At 64.1% G+C, this 17,810-nt stretch carries 21 protein-coding genes and 1 pseudogene; 11 read left to right on the forward strand and 11 right to left on the reverse strand.

Features of this window, described 5'->3' with window-relative positions:
* Positions 1-79 precede the first annotated feature (79 nt).
* The gene (locus HALLA_RS09660) at positions 80-850 is read left to right on the forward strand and encodes an alpha/beta fold hydrolase (protein ID WP_049953155.1); all 771 of its coding nucleotides are present in this window, start codon (positions 80-82) and stop codon (positions 848-850) included.
* Positions 851-895: 45 nt separating this feature from the next.
* Here HALLA_RS09660 and panB read toward each other — a convergent pair whose 3' ends face one another.
* Positions 896-1,708, reverse strand: a complete 813-nt coding sequence (gene panB, locus HALLA_RS09665) for a 3-methyl-2-oxobutanoate hydroxymethyltransferase (protein ID WP_049954068.1) — start codon at positions 1,706-1,708, stop codon at positions 896-898.
* 99 nt (positions 1,709-1,807) lie between these two features.
* Between panB and HALLA_RS09670 the strand changes: the two genes are divergently transcribed.
* On the forward strand, positions 1,808-2,041 hold the full coding sequence (locus HALLA_RS09670; protein ID WP_049953156.1) for a DUF5822 domain-containing protein: 234 nt from the start codon (positions 1,808-1,810) through the stop codon (positions 2,039-2,041).
* Positions 2,042-2,126: 85 nt separating this feature from the next.
* On the opposite strand, the gene HALLA_RS09675 is transcribed toward HALLA_RS09670, so the two are convergent.
* The gene (locus tag HALLA_RS09675) at positions 2,127-2,666 is read right to left on the reverse strand and encodes an HAD family hydrolase (protein ID WP_049953157.1); all 540 of its coding nucleotides are present in this window, start codon (positions 2,664-2,666) and stop codon (positions 2,127-2,129) included.
* Positions 2,667-2,849: 183 nt separating this feature from the next.
* A complete protein-coding gene (locus tag HALLA_RS09680) occupies positions 2,850-3,254 on the reverse strand; it encodes a carboxymuconolactone decarboxylase family protein (protein WP_049953158.1) in 405 nt (134 codons plus the stop codon).
* Between the two features lie 406 nt (positions 3,255-3,660).
* Between HALLA_RS09680 and HALLA_RS09685 the strand changes: the two genes are divergently transcribed.
* The 3 genes from HALLA_RS09685 to HALLA_RS09695 all read left to right on the forward strand — a co-directional run bounded on the left by HALLA_RS09685 (position 3,661) and on the right by HALLA_RS09695 (position 6,106).
* Positions 3,661-3,990: a transcription factor S gene (locus tag HALLA_RS09685; protein ID WP_049953159.1), complete on the forward strand. Its 330-nt coding sequence runs from the start codon at positions 3,661-3,663 to the stop codon at positions 3,988-3,990.
* 148 nt (positions 3,991-4,138) lie between these two features.
* The gene (gene yqeC / locus HALLA_RS09690) at positions 4,139-4,918 is read left to right on the forward strand and encodes a selenium cofactor biosynthesis protein YqeC (protein WP_049953160.1); all 780 of its coding nucleotides are present in this window, start codon (positions 4,139-4,141) and stop codon (positions 4,916-4,918) included.
* A gap of 51 nt (positions 4,919-4,969) precedes the next feature.
* A complete protein-coding gene (locus tag HALLA_RS09695; RefSeq protein WP_049953161.1) occupies positions 4,970-6,106 on the forward strand; it encodes a DNA methyltransferase in 1,137 nt (378 codons plus the stop codon).
* A gap of 389 nt (positions 6,107-6,495) precedes the next feature.
* Here the strand turns inward: HALLA_RS09695 and HALLA_RS09700 are convergent, their stop codons facing one another.
* Positions 6,496-7,158, reverse strand: a complete 663-nt coding sequence (locus HALLA_RS09700; protein ID WP_049953162.1) for a potassium channel family protein — start codon at positions 7,156-7,158, stop codon at positions 6,496-6,498.
* 292 nt (positions 7,159-7,450) lie between these two features.
* On the opposite strand from HALLA_RS09700, the gene HALLA_RS09705 reads away from it, so the two are divergent.
* Both HALLA_RS09705 and HALLA_RS09710 read left to right on the forward strand, forming a co-directional pair.
* A complete protein-coding gene (locus HALLA_RS09705) occupies positions 7,451-8,932 on the forward strand; it encodes an NCS2 family permease (RefSeq protein ID WP_049953163.1) in 1,482 nt (493 codons plus the stop codon).
* An 83-nt stretch (positions 8,933-9,015) separates the two neighbouring features.
* Positions 9,016-9,261, forward strand: a complete 246-nt coding sequence (locus HALLA_RS09710) for a glutathione S-transferase N-terminal domain-containing protein (protein WP_049953164.1) — start codon at positions 9,016-9,018, stop codon at positions 9,259-9,261.
* Between the two features lie 83 nt (positions 9,262-9,344).
* Here HALLA_RS09710 and HALLA_RS09715 read toward each other — a convergent pair whose 3' ends face one another.
* The 3 genes from HALLA_RS09715 to HALLA_RS09725 form a co-directional block, all read right to left on the reverse strand.
* Complete coding sequence (locus tag HALLA_RS09715) at positions 9,345-9,554, reverse strand: heavy-metal-associated domain-containing protein (RefSeq protein ID WP_049953165.1); 210 nt, start codon at positions 9,552-9,554, stop codon at positions 9,345-9,347.
* A 186-nt stretch (positions 9,555-9,740) separates the two neighbouring features.
* Positions 9,741-10,055, reverse strand: coding sequence for an MTH1187 family thiamine-binding protein (locus HALLA_RS09720; RefSeq protein WP_049953166.1), 315 nt, complete (start codon positions 10,053-10,055; stop codon positions 9,741-9,743).
* An 86-nt stretch (positions 10,056-10,141) separates the two neighbouring features.
* Positions 10,142-10,495, reverse strand: coding sequence for a HalOD1 output domain-containing protein (locus HALLA_RS09725; RefSeq protein WP_049953167.1), 354 nt, complete (start codon positions 10,493-10,495; stop codon positions 10,142-10,144).
* Positions 10,496-10,674: 179 nt separating this feature from the next.
* On the opposite strand from HALLA_RS09725, the pseudogene HALLA_RS21710 reads away from it, so the two are divergent.
* The 3 genes and pseudogenes from HALLA_RS21710 to HALLA_RS09740 all read left to right on the forward strand — a co-directional run.
* Positions 10,675-10,845, forward strand: a pseudogene (locus HALLA_RS21710) (AbrB/MazE/SpoVT family DNA-binding domain-containing protein); the annotation flags it as partial.
* Positions 10,846-10,944: 99 nt separating this feature from the next.
* Complete coding sequence (locus HALLA_RS09735) at positions 10,945-12,507, forward strand: replication factor C large subunit (RefSeq protein ID WP_049953168.1); 1,563 nt, start codon at positions 10,945-10,947, stop codon at positions 12,505-12,507.
* Between the two features lie 53 nt (positions 12,508-12,560).
* Positions 12,561-12,767 (forward strand): hypothetical protein, encoded by a 207-nt coding sequence (locus HALLA_RS09740; protein WP_049953169.1) that lies wholly within the window; start codon positions 12,561-12,563, stop codon positions 12,765-12,767.
* 69 nt (positions 12,768-12,836) lie between these two features.
* Here HALLA_RS09740 and bioD read toward each other — a convergent pair whose 3' ends face one another.
* Both bioD and HALLA_RS09750 read right to left on the reverse strand, forming a co-directional pair.
* Positions 12,837-13,526, reverse strand: coding sequence for a dethiobiotin synthase (gene bioD, locus HALLA_RS09745; RefSeq protein WP_049953170.1), 690 nt, complete (start codon positions 13,524-13,526; stop codon positions 12,837-12,839).
* Positions 13,527-13,551: 25 nt separating this feature from the next.
* On the reverse strand, positions 13,552-14,787 hold the full coding sequence (locus tag HALLA_RS09750; RefSeq protein WP_049953171.1) for an aminotransferase class I/II-fold pyridoxal phosphate-dependent enzyme: 1,236 nt from the start codon (positions 14,785-14,787) through the stop codon (positions 13,552-13,554).
* A 174-nt stretch (positions 14,788-14,961) separates the two neighbouring features.
* On the opposite strand from HALLA_RS09750, the gene HALLA_RS09755 reads away from it, so the two are divergent.
* Complete coding sequence (locus HALLA_RS09755; RefSeq protein ID WP_049953172.1) at positions 14,962-16,110, forward strand: NAD-binding protein; 1,149 nt, start codon at positions 14,962-14,964, stop codon at positions 16,108-16,110.
* On the opposite strand, the gene HALLA_RS09760 is transcribed toward HALLA_RS09755, so the two are convergent.
* Positions 16,074-17,051, reverse strand: a complete 978-nt coding sequence (locus HALLA_RS09760) for an AIR synthase family protein (RefSeq protein ID WP_049953173.1) — start codon at positions 17,049-17,051, stop codon at positions 16,074-16,076. The genes HALLA_RS09755 and HALLA_RS09760 overlap by 37 nt on opposite strands.
* A gap of 76 nt (positions 17,052-17,127) precedes the next feature.
* Positions 17,128-17,643 (reverse strand): winged helix-turn-helix transcriptional regulator, encoded by a 516-nt coding sequence (locus tag HALLA_RS09765; RefSeq protein ID WP_049953174.1) that lies wholly within the window; start codon positions 17,641-17,643, stop codon positions 17,128-17,130.
* Positions 17,644-17,810: the final 167 nt, after the last annotated feature.

Here is a 17,810-nt window from a genome sequence, read left to right on the forward strand (position 1 = left end):
CGCATCGACCAGCGAAGTCGACCTGCGACCGGCGAAGTGGACTCGGGTATTTATGCAGGCCGTTATCCTATGACATCGTATGGACACGGTCACCCACCATGGACGGGAAACGGCCTATACCGTTACGAACGGTGGAGAGTCAGCAGAGACGATCTGTTTCGTACACGGCAGCGGCACGTCACGCGAAGTCTGGCAATTTCAGGAACCGCTGTCGGATCGATACGATACCGTTTCACTCGACCTGAGTGGTCACGGCGAGTCCGACGAGATCCAGGCGAACGCCGGCTACGCGGCATTGTCGGCGTACACCGATGATCTGCTCGCAGTCGTCGACGAGACGGATTCGACGGTACTCGTCGGCAGTTCGCTCGGCGGTGCCGTCGTCCTTCACACGTTGCTCGAGCGGTCGTTCGACCCCGAAGCAGCCGTTCTGACCGGAACCGGTGCCCGAATGGGCGTTCTCGACGATCTTTTGGTCTGGCTCGAGTCGGATTTCGAGCGGGCGATCGAATTCCTCCATGGACCGGATCGACTCTTTCACGATCCGGATCCCGAACTTCTCGAGACCTCTCGCGATCGAATGCGCGAGTGCGGACAACAGACGACCGAGCGCGATTTCCGCACCTGCCACCAGTTCGACGTCCGAAACGACCTTGGCAACATCGACGTACCGACGCTTGCGGTCTGTGGCGAGTACGATCAGCTAACACCGCCGTGGTTTCACGAGTATCTCGCCGACGAAATCCCGAACGGCGTTCATGCGACAATCGACGACGCCGCCCACCTGCCGATGCTCGAGCAACCCGACACGTTCAACGGGCAATTGATCGACTTTCTCGAGTCTCGATAATCCGACCGTCTCCTCGCGCCGTCGACGGTTGCAACTCGGTATCGCTCAGTAAATATCGTCGATATCGGCCGCTTCGTGACTGTGTTCCTCGGCCGGGAACTCGCCGTCTTCGACCGCCCCAACGTACTCGTCGACCGCCGATTCCATCTCCGAGCGAACGTCGCCGAACTGTTTCGAGAACGACGGCGTCCACTCGCTCAGGCCGACGGCGTCGTCGAAGACCAGCACCTGCCCGTCGCAGTGCGGACCCGCGCCGATTCCGATCGTCGGAACGTCGATCGCCTCGGTTATCGTCTCCGCGAGATTCGACGGGACGTGCTCTAACACCAGCGAGAACGCGCCCGCATCCGCGTGGGCTTTCGCGAGCTCGAGCATTCGATCCGCGCCAGCCTGATCCGTTCCCTGCCGGGGGTAGCCGCCGTACTGGTTGACGTGCTGTGGCGTCAGCCCGAGGTGTGCCATCACGGGGATTCCGAGTTGGACCATCCGCTCTGTGATGTCGACCGTGTGCGGGCCGCTCTCGAGTTTGACCGCGGACGCGCCCTCCTCTTTGAGCATGCGCCCGGCGTTTTCGATCGTCTCGGCCTCGTCGACGCCGAAGGAGAGAAACGGCATGTCGGCGACTACCAACGCCTCGTCGGTCGCTCTCGCGACGGCACCGACGTGGCTGGCCAGTTGGTCGACGGTCACCGGAACCGTCGTCTCGTAACCGAGCGTCGTGTTGCCGACGCTGTCGCCGACGAGAACCACGTCGACGCCCGCTTCGTCGACGATTTCGGCCGTCGGTGCGTCGTATGCGGTCAACATCGTGATGGGGTCCTCGCCCATCTGCTCGCGGAGATCCCGAACGGTTACCATACCCATACCTTCGTGGCAACTCATTAAACCTCACCGCTCTTCGAGTGTACAGCGGGCCGTCCCGCGGCACTTATTAGGACTGCACGGCGATGCTCACTCGTGCCAGAACCCGTCGAAACCACCTCACCCGACGGCGTCGACTTCGGCTGGGTGATGCAAGTTACGTTCGTCCTGACCATCGCCGTCGGCGCACCCATCGTCGCGGTGCTCTCGACGACAGTCGACCTCGCAAGCTGGGGTGCCCGCGCCGAATTTGCGGTCCGCGTCGGCGCGGTCATCTGGATCGTCACCGCGCTGTCGGTGTTCGCGTACGCGAAACGCCAGCAAGAGTAACCTCGAGCAGATCCCCGAGACACCGGGACCCCCCACGGTGCTCGAGCGACAGGCGACCGATCCGGTGCTCGAGTCGATCCGAAAATCAGCGATCCGCCAGTTGCTCGTCGACGTACTCAAAGTCGATCCCCGCACGTTTTGCTGCCAGTTCGTCCCGTTCCGAATCGCCGACGAACAACGTTGTCGCCGGCGTTCCCGAAAGCAGCCGAACCGCCTCGAGCAGCGGTTCCGGGTCGGGTTTCGTCGCCGGAACCGTATCGCGGCCGACGACCGCGCTAACTGACGCGTCGAGGCCGTGTTCCTCGAGCGCGAGTCGACAGGCGGTCTCGCAATTCAGCGAGCAGACGGCGACGGGAACCGATCGCTCGAGGAGTTCGTCCGCTCGAGCGAGCCGATCGGATCGGCGGGCACCCTCGCGTTCGTGGGCGGCGATGGCAGCCTCGACGTCGGCGGCGAGTCCGGCGGCGTCCGCTCCCTCGAGCAGGTCCCAGAGGTCGGCGCTCGGCGGTTCGACCCCGCCGGCATCGTAGACGGCGAGCACGTCGGTCCGGACGGCGTCCCAGTCGACTTCGAGGTCGACTACCGTCCCGTCGAGATCATAGATAACCGCATCGTACGCTGTCACAGGTGTTCCTATTGGCTATACCCGAATAGTGACTTCGGTTCCTGCTGTTGCGTTCGGCGTTGCGCGTCACTCGTTGGGTTCGATTGTCACTGTGACGGAGCTGTTAGCGTGCATCGGGTTCGGTGGCGAAAGCCAGTCACCTCGAGAGTACCGAACAAAAATATCGGCCGCAGACACGGCGACTCAGTCGTCGCCGGGTGCTGCCGCCTGCTGTTCGTTGATGTGGTCGACGATCGATTCGGTTTCGGCCTCGAACTCCTCGTGGTCTATTTCCGCGCCGTGTAACACCGTCGAGAAGTTTCGGACGGTACCGGCGACCGCGAACGCTTCCGCTAACTCCGCTTCTGTTACCTCCTCGAGTTTCGCTTCTTCGCGGTGGAAGTGGATGCAGTAGGGACACTGGATCGCAGCGCCCGCACCGACCGCGACGAGTGCCTTTTCCCGCCGCGTGAGTTCGGTTTCTCCGAGTTGGAGATCGCGGACGACGCTCCAGCTGTGATCTGCAGCTGAATCGGGTAACGCCTCGATCCAGCTCGGAACTACTCCGAGATACTCCTGAATTTCGTCTGCTGTCTCATTGGATACCATTTCGTCTCCTCCTCTGTTCTGGTCGTCTCTGTCCGTTCTGGACCTCGTCGCGACCGCGTCTGGCTTCCGAACGACCGCCAGCGCCAGCCCTCGAGATCCGCGTTTCTTTAGGTCCTCTACCGCGAAGTACCTGACACGCTCTTCTCTGGCGGGAGCTGTCGTGATTCTAGTGCCTCTCCGGTCAGAGCCAACGACGGAGTCGGACGGACTCAACGGCGGGTTCTGACAGAAACAATAACGAAACCAGACAGATGCAATTCGAACTCAGACAGACGCAACCACGAACTGACGGGGGTGTAACGACAGCCACGGATCGCGTGCCCATCACCGTTTCGTCGCTGTCGAGAAAGTGGGCACCAAATGCCTCATCCTTGGGATTTTTGCGCGTCGAGACCCTACGAGCGGTATGCAGTTTTGCGACGAGTGCGGCTCGATGATGAAAGCCGACGGCGACCAGATGGTCTGTACGAACGACGAGTGTGCTGGCTCGAGCGACCGCGACCGGGAGCGCGAATCGGCGTTCGTCACCACGGAAGCCCAGACGGACGACGACGTGATCGAATCGAGCGAGGAGGCGAACTTCGAGGGGAAACCCATTGCCTCGGACGTCGTCTGTGACGACTGCGGAAATCAGGAAGCCTGGTACGAACTCAAACAGACCGCCTCGGCCGACGAACCGCCGACGCGGTTTTTCAAGTGCACCGACTGCGGCTACCGCTGGCGCGAATACAACTGACGGTTCTGCGGATCGTGATAAGCTCCTGCAGGCCGGAACGATCGTAACGGTCCCGGCGGTCGCAGCCGGCCGCGATCCGAAAATCATCCGTCGAGGTCGTCATGTAGCGTCTCGGTACACTGATTTGACCGACCGTCCAACGTCGCGTATGAACATCCTCGAGGCTCTTCGTGCGGAGTCGGGAACCGTCTGTGCGGTCGGTGCGGGCGGGAAGAAAACGACCCTCTACGCGCTCGCAGCGCGCGCTGCCGACGGAGTCGCCCCCGAGACCGTCGTGACCGCGAGCGTCCGAATCCCGTTTTTCGACTCGCAGGTCGCCAGCGTCGCGGTAACCGAGGAGCCGGTTTCGGTGCTCGAGCAGCGAATCGAACGAGAAACGAACTCGAGCGCCACGGACGGCGGCTGGCCGCTGGGTCTCGTCCCCGGCCGCGCGGACGAAGAACGGTACGGCGGCTACGATTGCGAAACTATCGACGACATCGAGGACTCCGGGCTCGCGGATCTGGTTCTCGTCAAAGCCGACGGCGCGCGAATGCGCGATTTCAAGGCACCGGCCGACCACGAGCCCCAGATACCACAGCGGACGGACACCGTGATTCCCATCGCGAGCGCGCACGTCGTCGGTGAGCCGCTGTCGACCGACCTCGTTCACCGCCCCGAACTGGTCGCCGAGATCACCGGGCTCGAGCCAGGCGACGAGATTCGACCGACAGATGTCGCTGCCGTGCTCGCGAGCGAACGAGGTGGGATGAAAGACGTTCCCGAAGGTGCGACGGCCGTCCCGTTGCTCAACAAAATCGACGATCAGTCACGACGCGCCGTCGGAACCGAAATCGCGACGGAACTTCTCGAACGAACCTCTGCGGTCGACCGCGTCGTCTTGGCGCGGATGATCGACGACGACCCGCTCGTCGACGTACTCGAGTAGCGGATCTTCGAGTTCCATCACTGTTATGCCCCAGCGACGACCACTCGGGGTATGACCGACGATGAGCGCCACCGCCAGAGTCGCCTCGTCACCGACGACGACGGGGCGTTCGACGCCGAACGCGCTCGAGACGAGTCCCTCCCGGTCGAGGACGGCGAGGTGATCGACACGGACGAACTGGCCGACCACCAGCGGTACCTCGAGGGTCGGGGCATCTACGACGAGCGAAACCGGGTCAACGACCTGACCGGGCGCGAGTGGAAGTACGCGACGAAGTCCGTTATCGCCGAAGGGTACCCGCCTGACGTCCAACACGACCTGCGCAGCGAACACGGCGGACAGAAGCCCCCGCGACTCTGTGCGGAGTTGATCGGCCGATTCAGCAAGGCCGGCGACACCGTCCTCGACCCCTTCGCCGGGGTCGGCGGCACCTTGCTCGGCGCGAGTTTCTGCGAACACGAAGGAACGGGGTTGCGAGACGCCATCGGCTTCGAGCGGAATCGGCGGTGGATCGAACTCTACGAGGACGTCCTCGAGCGAGAAAACGCCGAGCGCCGCGACCGGGGTGAGCCGCCGCTTGCCGAACAGGACCTCCGCCACGGGGACTGTTCGTCCTTGATCGAGGAGATACCGGACGAGTCCGTCGACCTCCTGCTCACCGACGTTCCCTACTGGCACATGGACGAACTCGAGCAGACCCGGAACGAGCGGGCGACTCGAGCGAGTAAACTGGGGGCGTTCGACGAGGAGCAGGCGGATACCGACGACTCGAGCGGGGGAGACGAAGACCGTACGGACGATGTCGACGCCGTGGACGAGTCCGCAGCGGAGTCAGCGGAGCAACAAAAAGCGGCGTCGACAGACCAGACGAAAGCGGAGTCGGCCGATCAGACGAAAGCGGAGTGGCTCGCGGACATGGGCGAGAAGTTCGCCCGATTTACAGCGGCCGTCAAACCGGACGGTCACCTCGTCGTCTTCATCGGCGACATGTACCGCGAACAGTCCTACGAGTTCCTCTCGGCCGACCTCGCGCGGGCGATCGAATCCGCGGCACCCGTTCGGTTGGTCGCCAACCTGATCTGGTACGACCCCTCGAAGGACCTCCACGTCTACGGCTATCCGTTCTCGTTCGTGCCCTCGATGGTCCACCAGAACGTCCTCGTCTTCCGGCCCGATCGGGCGGAGTAGGCGGCCAAAACGACCGGCTGTCGACGAGGATTTCCTCGCCGTCTGACGATCGTCACGCAATCGTCTGACGCAGTTTTATCATGTTTCGAACCAACGAATCAAACAGGCGCGCATCGCGTGACGGGTACTACCTCCCCCCATCCTCCCGTCGGCGCGCCTCCCCCCATTCGCTCCCCACTTTTCACCCCTCCACTTGCGGTTCGCGTCAGCTCGACATATTGTGAAAACTGACAATTTGAAATAACGTACCGATACTCGATTACTCGGGTGCAAACGCCAGGCACATCGTCCATCGGCTATGGCCGCTATCCATCGTCCACGACGGCCGCTATCCATCGGCCGCGGACATCTCCCGTCGGCCACGCGCATCGTCCGTCGTAACCGCGAGCCTAGCTCGAGGTGGGCGAGAGGGTCGTACGAACCTCCTCAGCCGACCTCGTTTCGGCGATGACGGCGACCTCGTCGCCGGTCGCCAGTTCGGTGCCGGGGAGCGGGATCGTCAGCGGATCGTTGTCGTGGCCGTGTGCGTAGATTCGCGCGTTTCCGGGCAGATCCAGTTCGCTGATCCGCTTTCCCACGGCGGGCGATCCCTCCGTGATTTCGACGACCGTGAGCTGGAGGGTTTCCGTGAGGTCCGCGACCACGTTGAAATCGCCACCGAGCAAGGCGGTTTTCGCACCCGCAGCGCCGAGACGTTCGGGGTAGATGATCTCGTCGACGTCGTTTGCGTACTTCTCGTAGATATCCTGTCGGTAGTCCTCGTCGATCCGAAGAACGGTCCGACAGCCGTGGTGAGAGCCGACCATGCACGCCGCGAAGTTAACGTTCAGATCCGGCGTGAACGCGCCGATCGCCTCGGCAGTGGCGATCCCCGCGTCAGTCAGTACCGCTTCGTCCGCGCCGTCGCCGTGGACGGTTTCGAACCCGTCGCCGACGGCTCGATCGACCCGTTCCGAATCGTCGTCGACGACGACGACGTCGTGTCCTTCCTCCGCGAGAACGCGCGTCGTCCGCGATCCGACGCGGCCATATCCCACGATAACAAACCTCATGGGTTAGCGTATGCGACGGACCGTCAAATACGTTGGTCCCGTCGGCGGAGAAATGCGTTCCCGTTCTGGTGGATCACACCCGCTCGAGCGAGTGTGCTCGAGCGGTCGTCGAACCCGCCCGATCGTCGCCACGGTGTCGATCTCGAGTCCGCCGCAGGTTGGCAGCAACCGCCGAGAGAGGGGATAGTGTGAGAGCGCAACAATCGCACGACATGCACGAACGTGCAATATATCTCGTCAGACGAGACAGGAAGGGTTAAATTGCCGGTGTCGCTATGCTCGTTCATCCAACATGGGGGCACGTGAGACGATCGCGGCGTTCTTCGACTTCGACGAGTACGGCACTGATTTCAAAACCGAGTCGCTCGCGGGGCTCACGACGTTTCTGGCGATGGCGTACATCATCGTCGTCAACCCGATTATCCTTCGAGACGCGATTCTCTACGATCGCGCCAGTGGGGAGTTTCAGGCTGCGGCGACGATAAACGGGGTGGAGTACACGCCGAACGAGTTGTTCCAGATGATCGCCGTGGTGACGATACTGGCTTCAGTCGTGGCAATGCTAGTCATGGCGCTGTACGCGAACCGGCCGTTCGGGCTCGCACCGGGAATGGGGCTGAACGCCTTTTTCACCTACACGGTGGTCGTCATCCTCGGCGTGCCGTGGCAACTCGCGCTCGCGGCGGTTTTCGTCGAGGGATTGGTCTTCATCGCGCTGACGGCCGTCGGCGCACGGAAGTACGTCCTCGAGTTGTTCCCCGAACCCGTCAAATTCGCCGTCGGAGCCGGTATCGGCATCTACTTGCTGTTTCTCGGACTGCAGGAGATTCAACTGGTGGTCCCACACGATGATACGTTCATCACGCTCGGCAACGTCATCCAGAGTCCGGTCGCGGCCCTCTCGCTGGTCGGACTTACGCTCATGCTCCTGTTGTACGCTCGAGGCGTCAAAGGCTCGATCGTCATCGGGATCGTCACGACGGCCATCGCCGGGTGGGCGCTCACCCTCGCCGGCGTCGTTCAACCCGACGTTCTCACGCCGGCGGGATCGTACGACAGCGTGACAAACGAGGGAATCATCTCGATGCTCACCTCCGTTCAGTACGACTTCACGCCGCTGTTCTGGGGATTCGTCGACGGACTCGGAATGATCACCGACGATCCGCTCGTGTTCGTCCTGGTCGTCTTTACGTTCTTCTTCGTCGATTTCTTCGACACCGCAGGGACGCTAATCGGCGTCTCTCAGATCGGCGGCTTCCTCGACGAGGACGGCGACCTGCCCGAGGCCGAGAAACCGCTCATGGCCGACGCGGTCGGGACGACGGTCGGCGCGATGATCGGCACCTCGACGGTGACGACGTTCATCGAATCCTCGACCGGCCTCGAGGAGGGCGGCCGGACCGGATTCACCACGCTGGTCGTCGCCGGGTTCTTCGCGCTCTCGTTGCTGATCGTTCCGCTGATGTCCGCGATCCCGCAGTACGCGACCTACCTCGCGCTGGTCGTCGTCGGAATCATCATGCTACAGGGGGTCGCCGACATCGACTGGCAACATCCCGCGTGGGCGATTTCGGGCGGCCTGACCATCACGATCATGCCGCTTACGACCTCGATCGCGAACGGCCTCGCAGCGGGAATCATCACCTACCCGCTGGTCAAATCCGCGGTCGGCGAGCGCCGCGACGTCTCGCTGGGCCAGTGGCTGCTCGCGATCTCGTTTATCGTCTACTTCGTCGCTTACTTCGCGGTGCAGGCCGGAATGGTCACGTTCTGAGACGATTCCGGCGAAAACGGCCGTCGTTTTCGGCTCACCTGGCAACCAACGTACTCATACGGCTGGCTCGAGAACGTTCACGTATGGCAGACATCACGTTCTACGAACTTCCAGGGTGTCCGTTCTGCGCGAAAGTCCGAACGAAACTCGAGGAGCTCGATCTCGAGTACGACTCCGTCGAAGTCCCCCGGTCACACGCCGAGCGCACCGAGGTCGAGGATGTAAGCGGCCAGACCGGCGTGCCCGTCATCGTCGACGAGGCCCACGGCGTCGACGGCATGCACGAGAGCGACGATATCGTCGCCTACCTCGAGGAGACGTACAACTAGGGAGTTCTCAGGACCGCTTTCCGGAAATAGCCTCAGCAATACCTGTCACGTGATCGGCGACGGACAGGTTCACGGCGGGGTCGTTAGGCCGACACGGTGTATCCCGCCCCTTCGATCGCACCGCCGATCGCGGCCGCATCCGCGAGCGCCGGGTCGTGTTCGACGCGGACCTCGTTCGACTCGTGATCGGCGGTCGCCTCTGAAACCCCCTCGAGTCCTTCGAGGGCCTCGACGACGGTTTGTTCACAGCCGTTGCAACTCATCCCGGTGACCTCGAGCGTCGTCTGCTCCATACCGTACGTTCCGGGGCCAACGAATTGAGCGTTATCCTCTCGAGTGCGTAGATCGTGTCTCGGTGCACGATCCTATTCCGATGCGCGAGCGTGTCCCGGTTTGATCACGGGCAAGCAGCCGAACGCGACCGCGAATCACTTGGGGCGTCCCGAAACCACAACGTCGACCCAGCGGCCGCTCGAGTCCTACGTCCCGTCGCTTTTCGCTTCACGCCCCAGATGCGACTCGACGGCCTTGACCTTGTCCCGCGCCGTGTGATCGCTCGTTCGTTTGTCGTCGATTTTGAGCACCGTGCTGACTCGATCCGCGTCGACGGCGTCGTGGGCCGCTTGCGCGGCGGCGAACAATTCGTCCGTCGTCTCGGCTTCGATGGTCGTCCCCATCGGTCCGGTTTCGTACTCGATATCGTAGCCCTCGAGCGCCTCTACGGCGTTCGCGACTTCTTCTGACATACTCTCTTCGACGACGGGTGCCGTACTGAGAAAGCCGATGACTGTCATCGAGAGAGCTATCGACGAGGAGGACCCTAAAACTCACCCTCGAGGGATCGCGGACGTAGTCGCGCCGATGAAGCGGGCCGAAGGCGTCAGTTCGAGGGACCGCGGGGTCGGGACTCTGACGGCGGGAAAACGACGATTTCCCCGTCGGCGTAGACGTAGACCTCGTGCTCGAGGGCGGTGAACGCGACGTGGCCGCCTGTTCGGTCGCTTCCGTCAGCTTTCGACGCGAACAGTCGCTCGAGGGCGTCTGGATCGACGCTGTCGTACAGGGAGAACTCTCCCTGCGAGACGTCGGTGTCCGCGATCGACGCCAGCGCGTGAACGACCGTCGTCGTCAGCGTCGCGCTGCCGTCGGGATCGTACTCGAAGACGTACCGATCGTTCGTGTGGTCGTACCGGATCTCGTCCGCTCCATCAGAAGTATGAACTTTCGTTTGCATTGCTGTACGTTGGCGTTCAATCGTCCAATTGTGGATACCTGTTCATAGTATAAAAGACGATCGGACTCCATAAATATAGACGTTTGTGACTATAGCCGTGGTCTGAAAATCGCACTACTGGGTGTCGAAATTGCTCCGGGATGGGGGGGGTTTTGTTCATACTCGTTCTATACTGTTGCATATCGGACATTTCGCTGGACGACCGCGGTCGCCTCACGCTTCCGAAGGAAGTTCGGGAACGATACGGCGACCGATATCACGTCGTTCAGCTTCCCGAGGGAGTCAAATTAGTCCCACTAGCCGACGACCTTCGTAACGAGGCTCGTGAAGCCGTCGTAAACAACCTCGGGTCGGGTGGCCGTGACATTTGTACCTCCGTAGATTCGGAGGCAGTCGACGAAGCGTGACGCTCCGCAACCCCTAAACGCGACTCGCACCTAGAGCGAGTAATGAGCGATTGGACGGAGAAGTACCGGCCGACGACGCTGTCGGAGGTACGCGGGAACAACAAGGCTCGAGACAAACTCGAGGAGTGGGCCCGGTCGTGGGACGACCACCGCAAAGCCGTCATCGTCCACGGCAGTCCCGGCGTCGGGAAGACCTCCGCGGCGCACGCGCTGGCCTCGGACGTGGGCTGGCCGGTAATGGAACTCAACGCGAGCGACGACAGGCAGGCCGACGTCATCGAACGGATCGCCGGCGAGGCCGCCAAAAGCGGCACCCTCACCGGCGGGGAGACGGGCCGTCGACTCGTCGTGTTAGACGAGGCAGACAACTTCCACGGCAACGCAGACTACGGCGGCTCTCGAGAGGTCACTCGAGTCGTCAAGGACGCCGAGCAGCCGATCGTCCTCGTGGCCAACGAGTTCTACGAGATGAGCCAGTCGCTTCGCAACTCCTGTGAGACCATCGAGTTTCGCGACGTTTCCTCGCGGTCGATCGTTCCCGTGCTCCGCGATATCTGTCGCCGCGAGGGCGTCGAGTTCGACGAGGAGGCCTTGAAGGCCATCGCCGACTCGACCAGCGGCGACCTGCGCTCTGCGGTCAACGACCTGCAGGCCGTCGCCGAGGAGGCGGATCGGCTCACCGTCGACGACGTCGTCACCGGCGAACGCGACACGACCGAGGGCATCTTCGACTACCTCGACGCACTCATCAAAGAGGAGGACGCCGAGGGAGCGCTCCGGGGATCCTACGACGTCGACGAGACGCCGGACGACCTGCTCAACTGGATCGAGGACAACGTTCCCAAGGATTACGAGGGCGACGAACTCGCCGACGCCTACGAGTTTCTCTCGAACGCGGACCGCTGGCTCGGGCGCGTCCGCGCGACTCAGGACTACTCCTACTGGCGCTACGCCTCGGACAACATGACCGCCGGCGTCGCGGCCTCCCGGCGGGGAGACAAGGACGGGTGGACCCGCTACGGCCCGCCGAGCTACTGGTCGAAACTCGGCCGAACTCGCGGCGCTCGAGACACCCGCGATTCGATCGCCGAGCGCATCGCCGAGCGCGAGGGGACGAGCGTCGGGACCGCACGCCGGGAGATCGTCCCCTACCTCGAGTCGATGACCCACCACTGCAAGAACCGCGACTTGACGGTGACGATGGCCGCCGCCTACGACTTAGACGCCGAGGAAGTCTCGTTTATCACCGGCAGCGGCGCGGACACGAACAAGGTCGAGTCGGTCGTCGAGGACGCCCAGGAGCGAACCGAGGCGGTCGCCGTCGAACACTCCGGAACCGCGTTCGAGAACGCGGTCCGTTCGTCGGAGGCGGACGACGACCCTGACGCCGACGGCGACGACGCGGCTGGCACTGACAGCGACGACGCTGGCACTCGATCGAACGGCTCCGGCGGTTCGAACGGACAGGCGACGCTCACCGACTCGAGCGGACAGTCGGAGTCAGCCCGATCGAACGCCGCCGGGTCCGACGAAGCGGGAGACCGGGAGCGGACCGACGACGCCGAAACCGACGACGATCAGTCGGGACTGAACGAGTTTTTCTAGGAAAGCGACCGATCCGTACAATTACGGTCCTGCCTCGCGTGACTTCCTGTCGAATGACTCCCACGAACCAGACCTGTCCGATCTGTCAGAGCGCGTTCGAGAAAGAAACGCGACTGACGGTCCACCTCGAGGTCGAACACCGGAAATCGGAGCTCGCGACCTATCTCGTCGAGAACCGCGGCGGTTCGGCAGCACCGATCGCTGGTCCGGAAGACGACGAGGAGTCGCGTTCGAACACTCACACCGCACCCCGGCTGTGAGGCGTCTTCGTCGCCCCAGAATCAGGCGCTCTCCCCCTCGCTTTCTTCGTCAGCCGTTGGGATGAGCCATCACTCCGCGGAGCCGGAGCCGGAGTCGATCGAAAGCGACCGGCGAGCGCCGAGTGCGAGTTCACGGGGTGTCTCAGCAGAAAGCTGTGGAACCGTCTCGACGGCGTGTCCCGTCATCCGCTCGAGTTCCGCGACGTTCGTCCGCTCGGCTGTCGTCTCCCCGCGATACTCGTTACAGACGATCGAGTGGACGGAGACGCCGCGACGCTCGAGCGCCTCAACGGTGAGCGTCGTGTGATTCAGCGTTCCGAGTCCCGATCGAGTCACGACGACGGCCGGGCACGCGAGATCCGCCACGAGGTCGATCACGTCGCGGTCTCCCGCGAGTGGCACGTAGAGCCCGCCGATTCCCTCGAGCACGCCTACCTCGGCCGCCTCGAGGGCGTCATCGCAGCGTTCCCGTAACCCCTCGTAGGAAAGCTCGACGCCAGCACGCTCGGCGGCGACCCGCGGGGCGAGGGGCTCTTCGAGGTATTCGAAACAGGTCGCAGCGTCGGGGTCCTCGCAGGCCGCCTCGACGAACCCGGCGTCGTCGTCCGGCGGATGGCCCGTCTGGGCGGGCTTGACCGCTCGAGCGTCGATTCCAGCGTCTCGAAGGACCGTGACGACGGCCGCCGTGATAACGGTCTTGCCGACGCCCGTGTCAGTGCCGACGACGGCGATCCGGTCGTGGTCGTGCTCGAGAATCATAGCAATTCAATCGGATCGGAGTCGTTCAAAACAGCCCGACTTTCTTCCCGACGATCTGGAACGCCTCGAGGCAGTTGACGATGTCCGCTTCGTCGTGTGTCGCGGTCGGGGCGATGCGAATCCGGCTGGCTCCCTCGGGCACGGTCGGCGGCCTGATCGCCGGCGCGACGATGCCGCGCTCGCGCAGGCCCGCGGCGAGGTCGAGGGCGTCCCGGCGGTCGCCGATGATCACGGGAAGGACCTGCGAGTCCCCAAGAACCTCGAGATCGAGCGCCTCGAGGCCGTCCCGGAGGTGGGCGACGTTCTCCCAGAGGCGTTCGCGGACGTCGCCGTAGCGGGAGATGTGAAGCGCCTCGCTCGCCGACGCGGCCGCCGGCGGCGCGAGCCCCGTCGAGTACACGAACGATCGCGCCTCGTTGATCAGGAGTTCGATCAGCGCGTCGCTGCCGGCGACGTACCCGCCCTGGCTCGCCAGCGCCTTCGAGAGCGTTCCCATCTGGACGTGGACGCGATCCTCGAGCGACTCCGACTGGACGATGCCGCCGCCGTCGGCGTACAGCCCAGTCGCGTGTGCCTCGTCGACCATCACCCACGCGCCGACTTCCTCGGCGGCCCGACAGATCGCCTCGAGCGGCGCGACGGTGCCGTCCATGCTGAAGACCGAGTCCGTCACGATCAGCCAGGACTCGTCGGATCGGTCGTCCGCGCCGGTGGGTTCCGTCGATTCATCCCGTTCGGCGCGTGCCGTCAGTTTCGCTCGCAAATCGTCCGCGTCACAGTGGTCGTAAACCACGACATCGGCGTCGGCGAGGCGACTCGCGTCGATGATGCTCGCGTGGTTCAACTCGTCGGAGAAGATCACGTCCGGGTCGAGCGCGGTGATCGTCCCGACGTTCGCGGCGTACCCCGACGAGAAGGTCAGCGCGCGATCCGTGCGTTTGGTCTCCGCGAGCAGCCGCTCGAGGTCGTGGTGGACGAGCGTGTCGCCGGTCACCAGCCGGCTGGCAGCCGAGCCGGTGCCAACGGTCGCCGCGGCCTGTCTCGCCGCGTCCTGCACGCGCTGGTCGCCCGTGAGCCCGAGATAGTTGTTCGAGGCGAACACCAGCGCTTCTTCGGACTCGAGGACCGGCAGATCACCGCCGGAGGGCTCGGCGAAGTACCCCCGCTCCGCGATGCTGTCGACGGGCGACAGCGTCCGTTTCAAGTCGTTCGCCTCGCGTTGGCGGAGGCGCGTTTCCAGCGCGAACCCACGGTCTACCATCTACGTGGAAGGTGATCGCCCCCCGGTTTTACTTTCACGGTTCGTGGCCGCCGAACCAGCGCCGTTTCATCGATCGTCCGCTCGGGTGTACATCCCAGTCGCGTCGTCCCAAATACGATGCAGTCCGAAACGCCGGCCGTTTCGTTTTATCGCCACGGCCGTGGTTTACCGCCCATGCTCGAGCGTGTCCGTGCCCATCGTCCGCGGGGTCGCGTCGCCGTCTGGATCGTCACGGCGATCGCGTTGCTCTCGATAGCCACCGGCGTGATCGCCATCGTCACCGAACCGACCGTCCAGACGGGCGGGTTCTGGGGCGACTTGCAGGCGGTTTCGGAGTTCAGCGGGACCGTCCTCGGCTTCGCGTTACTCGTCAGCGCCTGGGGAATGTATCGCGGCTTTCGGCTCGCGTACGTCGTCGCCGCGGCGCTCGTCCTCCTCGCCGCAGTCCACGGGGTCGCCCAGTCGCGCCTGCTCTCGATCCCGCTCGTGGTGCTGTCGCTTGGCGGCCTGGTCGTCCTCGTCCTCACGAGCGACCGATTCACCAGGTCGACGTCGCTCACCGCGACCCAGATCGGCTCGATGATCGCGATCATCGGCGTCTTCTCCTACGGGACCGCCGGCGCCTACGCGCTCCGGGCGGGATTCGCCGAACTCGAGACCGTCCTCGACGCCGTCTACTTCACGTTCGTCACCGCCAGCACGGTCGGCTACGGTGACGTTCACCCCCTCACACAGGGCGCGCGGCTGTTCGCGGTTTCGCTCATCGTGCTCGGACCGACGACCGTCGGGCTGACCGTCGGTTCGCTGATCGGCCCCGAAATCGAGAGTCGCCTCTCTCGAACCGGACGACGAGCGAAAGAACTGGATCGGACGGATGGACGCGAGCGAATCGCCGTGCTCGGCTACGACGGGCTGACCGAATCGCTCGTCGACGGCCTCGAGAAGCACGCGGACGTGTGCGTGGTCAGCGACGACCAGACGGTGACCGGTCGACTCGAGAGTCGGACCGTCGACGTGGTCGTCGGCGACCCGGCCGACGAGGAGACGCTTCGGCAGGCGCAGGTAGACGCGGCGAACGCCGTCCTCGTCGCCACGGCCGACGACGCACGGAACACCTACGCCGTGCTCGCCGCGCGGGAACTGACCGACGCGCGGATCGTCGTCTGTACGGAAACGGGAAACCGGGACGCCCTCGAGAAAGCCGGTGCCGATGTCGTAGTCGATCCCGGAAAGCTACTGACGAACGCCATCGTCGGAACCGCAGCCGGTTCGAGCCAGGGGCGCGATCACTCCGCCGCGTCGACTGCCGACCAGAGCGGGTAGAGGTCGTCTTCGATGGGGTCGGTGATCGTCTCGTCGCCGAGTTCGAGTCCGGATTCGGTCGCCGCCTCGCGAACGGTTCCGATCGCGGCCGCCTCGATGCCGTTCGCTGCCAGCGACTCGAGCGCGGACTCGAGGCTGTCCTCGGGTATCGTCGCGAGAAGCGCCCCCGACCCGAAGATGCGCAGCGGGTCGACGCCGGCGGCTTCACAGAGGGCGACCGTCTCCTCGCGAACCGGGACGGCGTTGCGATCGATCTCGAGTCGACAGTCCGACGCTCTGGCGATCTCGAGCAGTCCGGCGGCGACGCCGCCCTCGGTCGGGTCGTGCATCGCCGTCGCGTGCTCGCGAACGAGACGCGCGGCGGGGACGACGCTGATCTCCTCGAGAAACGTCTCGGCTCGCTCGCAGATCGTCGGGTCCACGTCGAGATCGTCCCCGAAATCCGCCGCGAGGATCGCGGTTCCCTCGAGTCCCGCCGAGCCGGTCAGGATGACTGCATCGCCGGGGTTCGCCCCGCCGGTCGGGACGAACGACTCGGTCGCCCCCATCGCCGTCAGCGAGACGAGCGGTCGCTCGAGCGCATCGACGTACTCCGAGTGGCCGCCGACGATCGACGCGCCGATCTCGCGCGCGGCGGCGTCGAGGTCGCGGCTGATCGGCTCGATATCGGCCCCCTCGGGGAGCATGACGACGGCGGTGAGCCACCGCGGGTCGGCACCGGAGGCTGCGACGTCGTTGCACGCGACGTGGACGCCGAGCGTGCCGACCTGTGAGGCCGCGAGCGAGATCGGATCGGAACTCACGACGAGCGTGCCACCCGGCCAGTCGACCGCAGCGGCGTCCTCGCCGTCTGCGGGTCCCTGCAGGACGGTTTCGTCGGCTGCTCCCGTCCGTCCGAACACGTGCTCGAGCAGATCGGCCGGACCTACTTTCCCGGGCATACCAAATCCTGGGTCGATCGTCGGTTTGTAGCTGTCGGCTCCGGACGGCGGAACTACCGGGTCGTTCCCCGGTTCGTCACTCCTCCTCGAGCAGGGAATCGACCAGTCGCTCGAAGCGATCGACGAGCCTGGTTCCCGGCGTCGGCGAAACGGCCTCGAGCAGGGCCGCCGTCTCCGAGGGTCGAACCAGCGAGAGGGAGACGCGATTGCCGCGGACGTACTCCCGCTCGACGACGTCGCAGTCTTCGAGGTGCGAAAGGTGGTGCTCGAGCGTGCTCCGGGGGATGTCGAGGTCGGCGGCGAGCGCACCCGGTCGGGCGGACTCTCGAGAATAGATCGCCGTCGCGATGGCGCCCGCGGTCTCCCGGCGCAAAACGGCGACGGCGTCTCGCTCCCACGCGTCGTACTCCGGCGGGTAGTAGTGCGTGCGACCGAACTGCTCGTGTCGAATTACGCGGCCGTCGTCGACCAGTCGTCGCACGTGATACTGGATCTGCCCCGGCGCGAGCGAAAGGTCTCGCACGAGGGCGTTGAAGTGGATTCCAGGATCCGTTCCGATCTCGGCTTCGATCTGCGCTCTTGTTTCGTTCATCGTCGCGTGGTCTCCTGTCTCGCACCAGCGTCCGCCTCGAGGGAGTCGGCGGCCGTGACCCGCCGACTCGAGTCCCCTGTATTGAGTCCGTAGATAGCAGTGAGCGAGAGCATACGTCGTCATTGTGTCCGGGGGGTCTTCCCGCCCTCGATTTTTCGGCGTTCGAA

Origin of the sequence: Halostagnicola larsenii XH-48 (assembly GCF_000517625.1) — an archaeon.
GTDB classification, from domain to species: Archaea; Halobacteriota; Halobacteria; order Halobacteriales; family Natrialbaceae; genus Halostagnicola; species Halostagnicola larsenii.

What these genes read in the sequence shown, in the direction of transcription:
- HALLA_RS09660 (WP_049953155.1), top strand. Translation starts at nt 80, where the DNA reads ATGGACACGGTCACCCACCATGGACGGGAAACGGCCTATACCGTTACG.
- panB (WP_049954068.1), bottom strand. Translation starts at nt 1,708, where the DNA reads ATGGTAACCGTTCGGGATCTCCGCGAGCAGATGGGCGAGGACCCCATC.
- HALLA_RS09680 (WP_049953158.1), bottom strand. Translation starts at nt 3,254, where the DNA reads ATGGTATCCAATGAGACAGCAGACGAAATTCAGGAGTATCTCGGAGTA.
- HALLA_RS09685 (WP_049953159.1), top strand. Translation starts at nt 3,661, where the DNA reads ATGCAGTTTTGCGACGAGTGCGGCTCGATGATGAAAGCCGACGGCGAC.
- yqeC (WP_049953160.1), top strand. Translation starts at nt 4,139, where the DNA reads ATGAACATCCTCGAGGCTCTTCGTGCGGAGTCGGGAACCGTCTGTGCG.
- HALLA_RS09695 (WP_049953161.1), top strand. Translation starts at nt 4,970, where the DNA reads ATGACCGACGATGAGCGCCACCGCCAGAGTCGCCTCGTCACCGACGAC.
- HALLA_RS09700 (WP_049953162.1), bottom strand. Translation starts at nt 7,158, where the DNA reads ATGAGGTTTGTTATCGTGGGATATGGCCGCGTCGGATCGCGGACGACG.
- HALLA_RS09705 (WP_049953163.1), top strand. Translation starts at nt 7,451, where the DNA reads ATGGGGGCACGTGAGACGATCGCGGCGTTCTTCGACTTCGACGAGTAC.
- HALLA_RS09710 (WP_049953164.1), top strand. Translation starts at nt 9,016, where the DNA reads ATGGCAGACATCACGTTCTACGAACTTCCAGGGTGTCCGTTCTGCGCG.
- HALLA_RS09715 (WP_049953165.1), bottom strand. Translation starts at nt 9,554, where the DNA reads ATGGAGCAGACGACGCTCGAGGTCACCGGGATGAGTTGCAACGGCTGT.
- HALLA_RS09720 (WP_049953166.1), bottom strand. Translation starts at nt 10,055, where the DNA reads ATGACAGTCATCGGCTTTCTCAGTACGGCACCCGTCGTCGAAGAGAGT.
- HALLA_RS09725 (WP_049953167.1), bottom strand. Translation starts at nt 10,495, where the DNA reads ATGCAAACGAAAGTTCATACTTCTGATGGAGCGGACGAGATCCGGTAC.
- HALLA_RS09735 (WP_049953168.1), top strand. Translation starts at nt 10,945, where the DNA reads ATGAGCGATTGGACGGAGAAGTACCGGCCGACGACGCTGTCGGAGGTA.
- HALLA_RS09740 (WP_049953169.1), top strand. Translation starts at nt 12,561, where the DNA reads ATGACTCCCACGAACCAGACCTGTCCGATCTGTCAGAGCGCGTTCGAG.
- bioD (WP_049953170.1), bottom strand. Translation starts at nt 13,526, where the DNA reads ATGATTCTCGAGCACGACCACGACCGGATCGCCGTCGTCGGCACTGAC.
- HALLA_RS09750 (WP_049953171.1), bottom strand. Translation starts at nt 14,787, where the DNA reads ATGGTAGACCGTGGGTTCGCGCTGGAAACGCGCCTCCGCCAACGCGAG.
- HALLA_RS09755 (WP_049953172.1), top strand. Translation starts at nt 14,962, where the DNA reads ATGCTCGAGCGTGTCCGTGCCCATCGTCCGCGGGGTCGCGTCGCCGTC.
- HALLA_RS09760 (WP_049953173.1), bottom strand. Translation starts at nt 17,051, where the DNA reads ATGCCCGGGAAAGTAGGTCCGGCCGATCTGCTCGAGCACGTGTTCGGA.
- HALLA_RS09765 (WP_049953174.1), bottom strand. Translation starts at nt 17,643, where the DNA reads ATGAACGAAACAAGAGCGCAGATCGAAGCCGAGATCGGAACGGATCCT.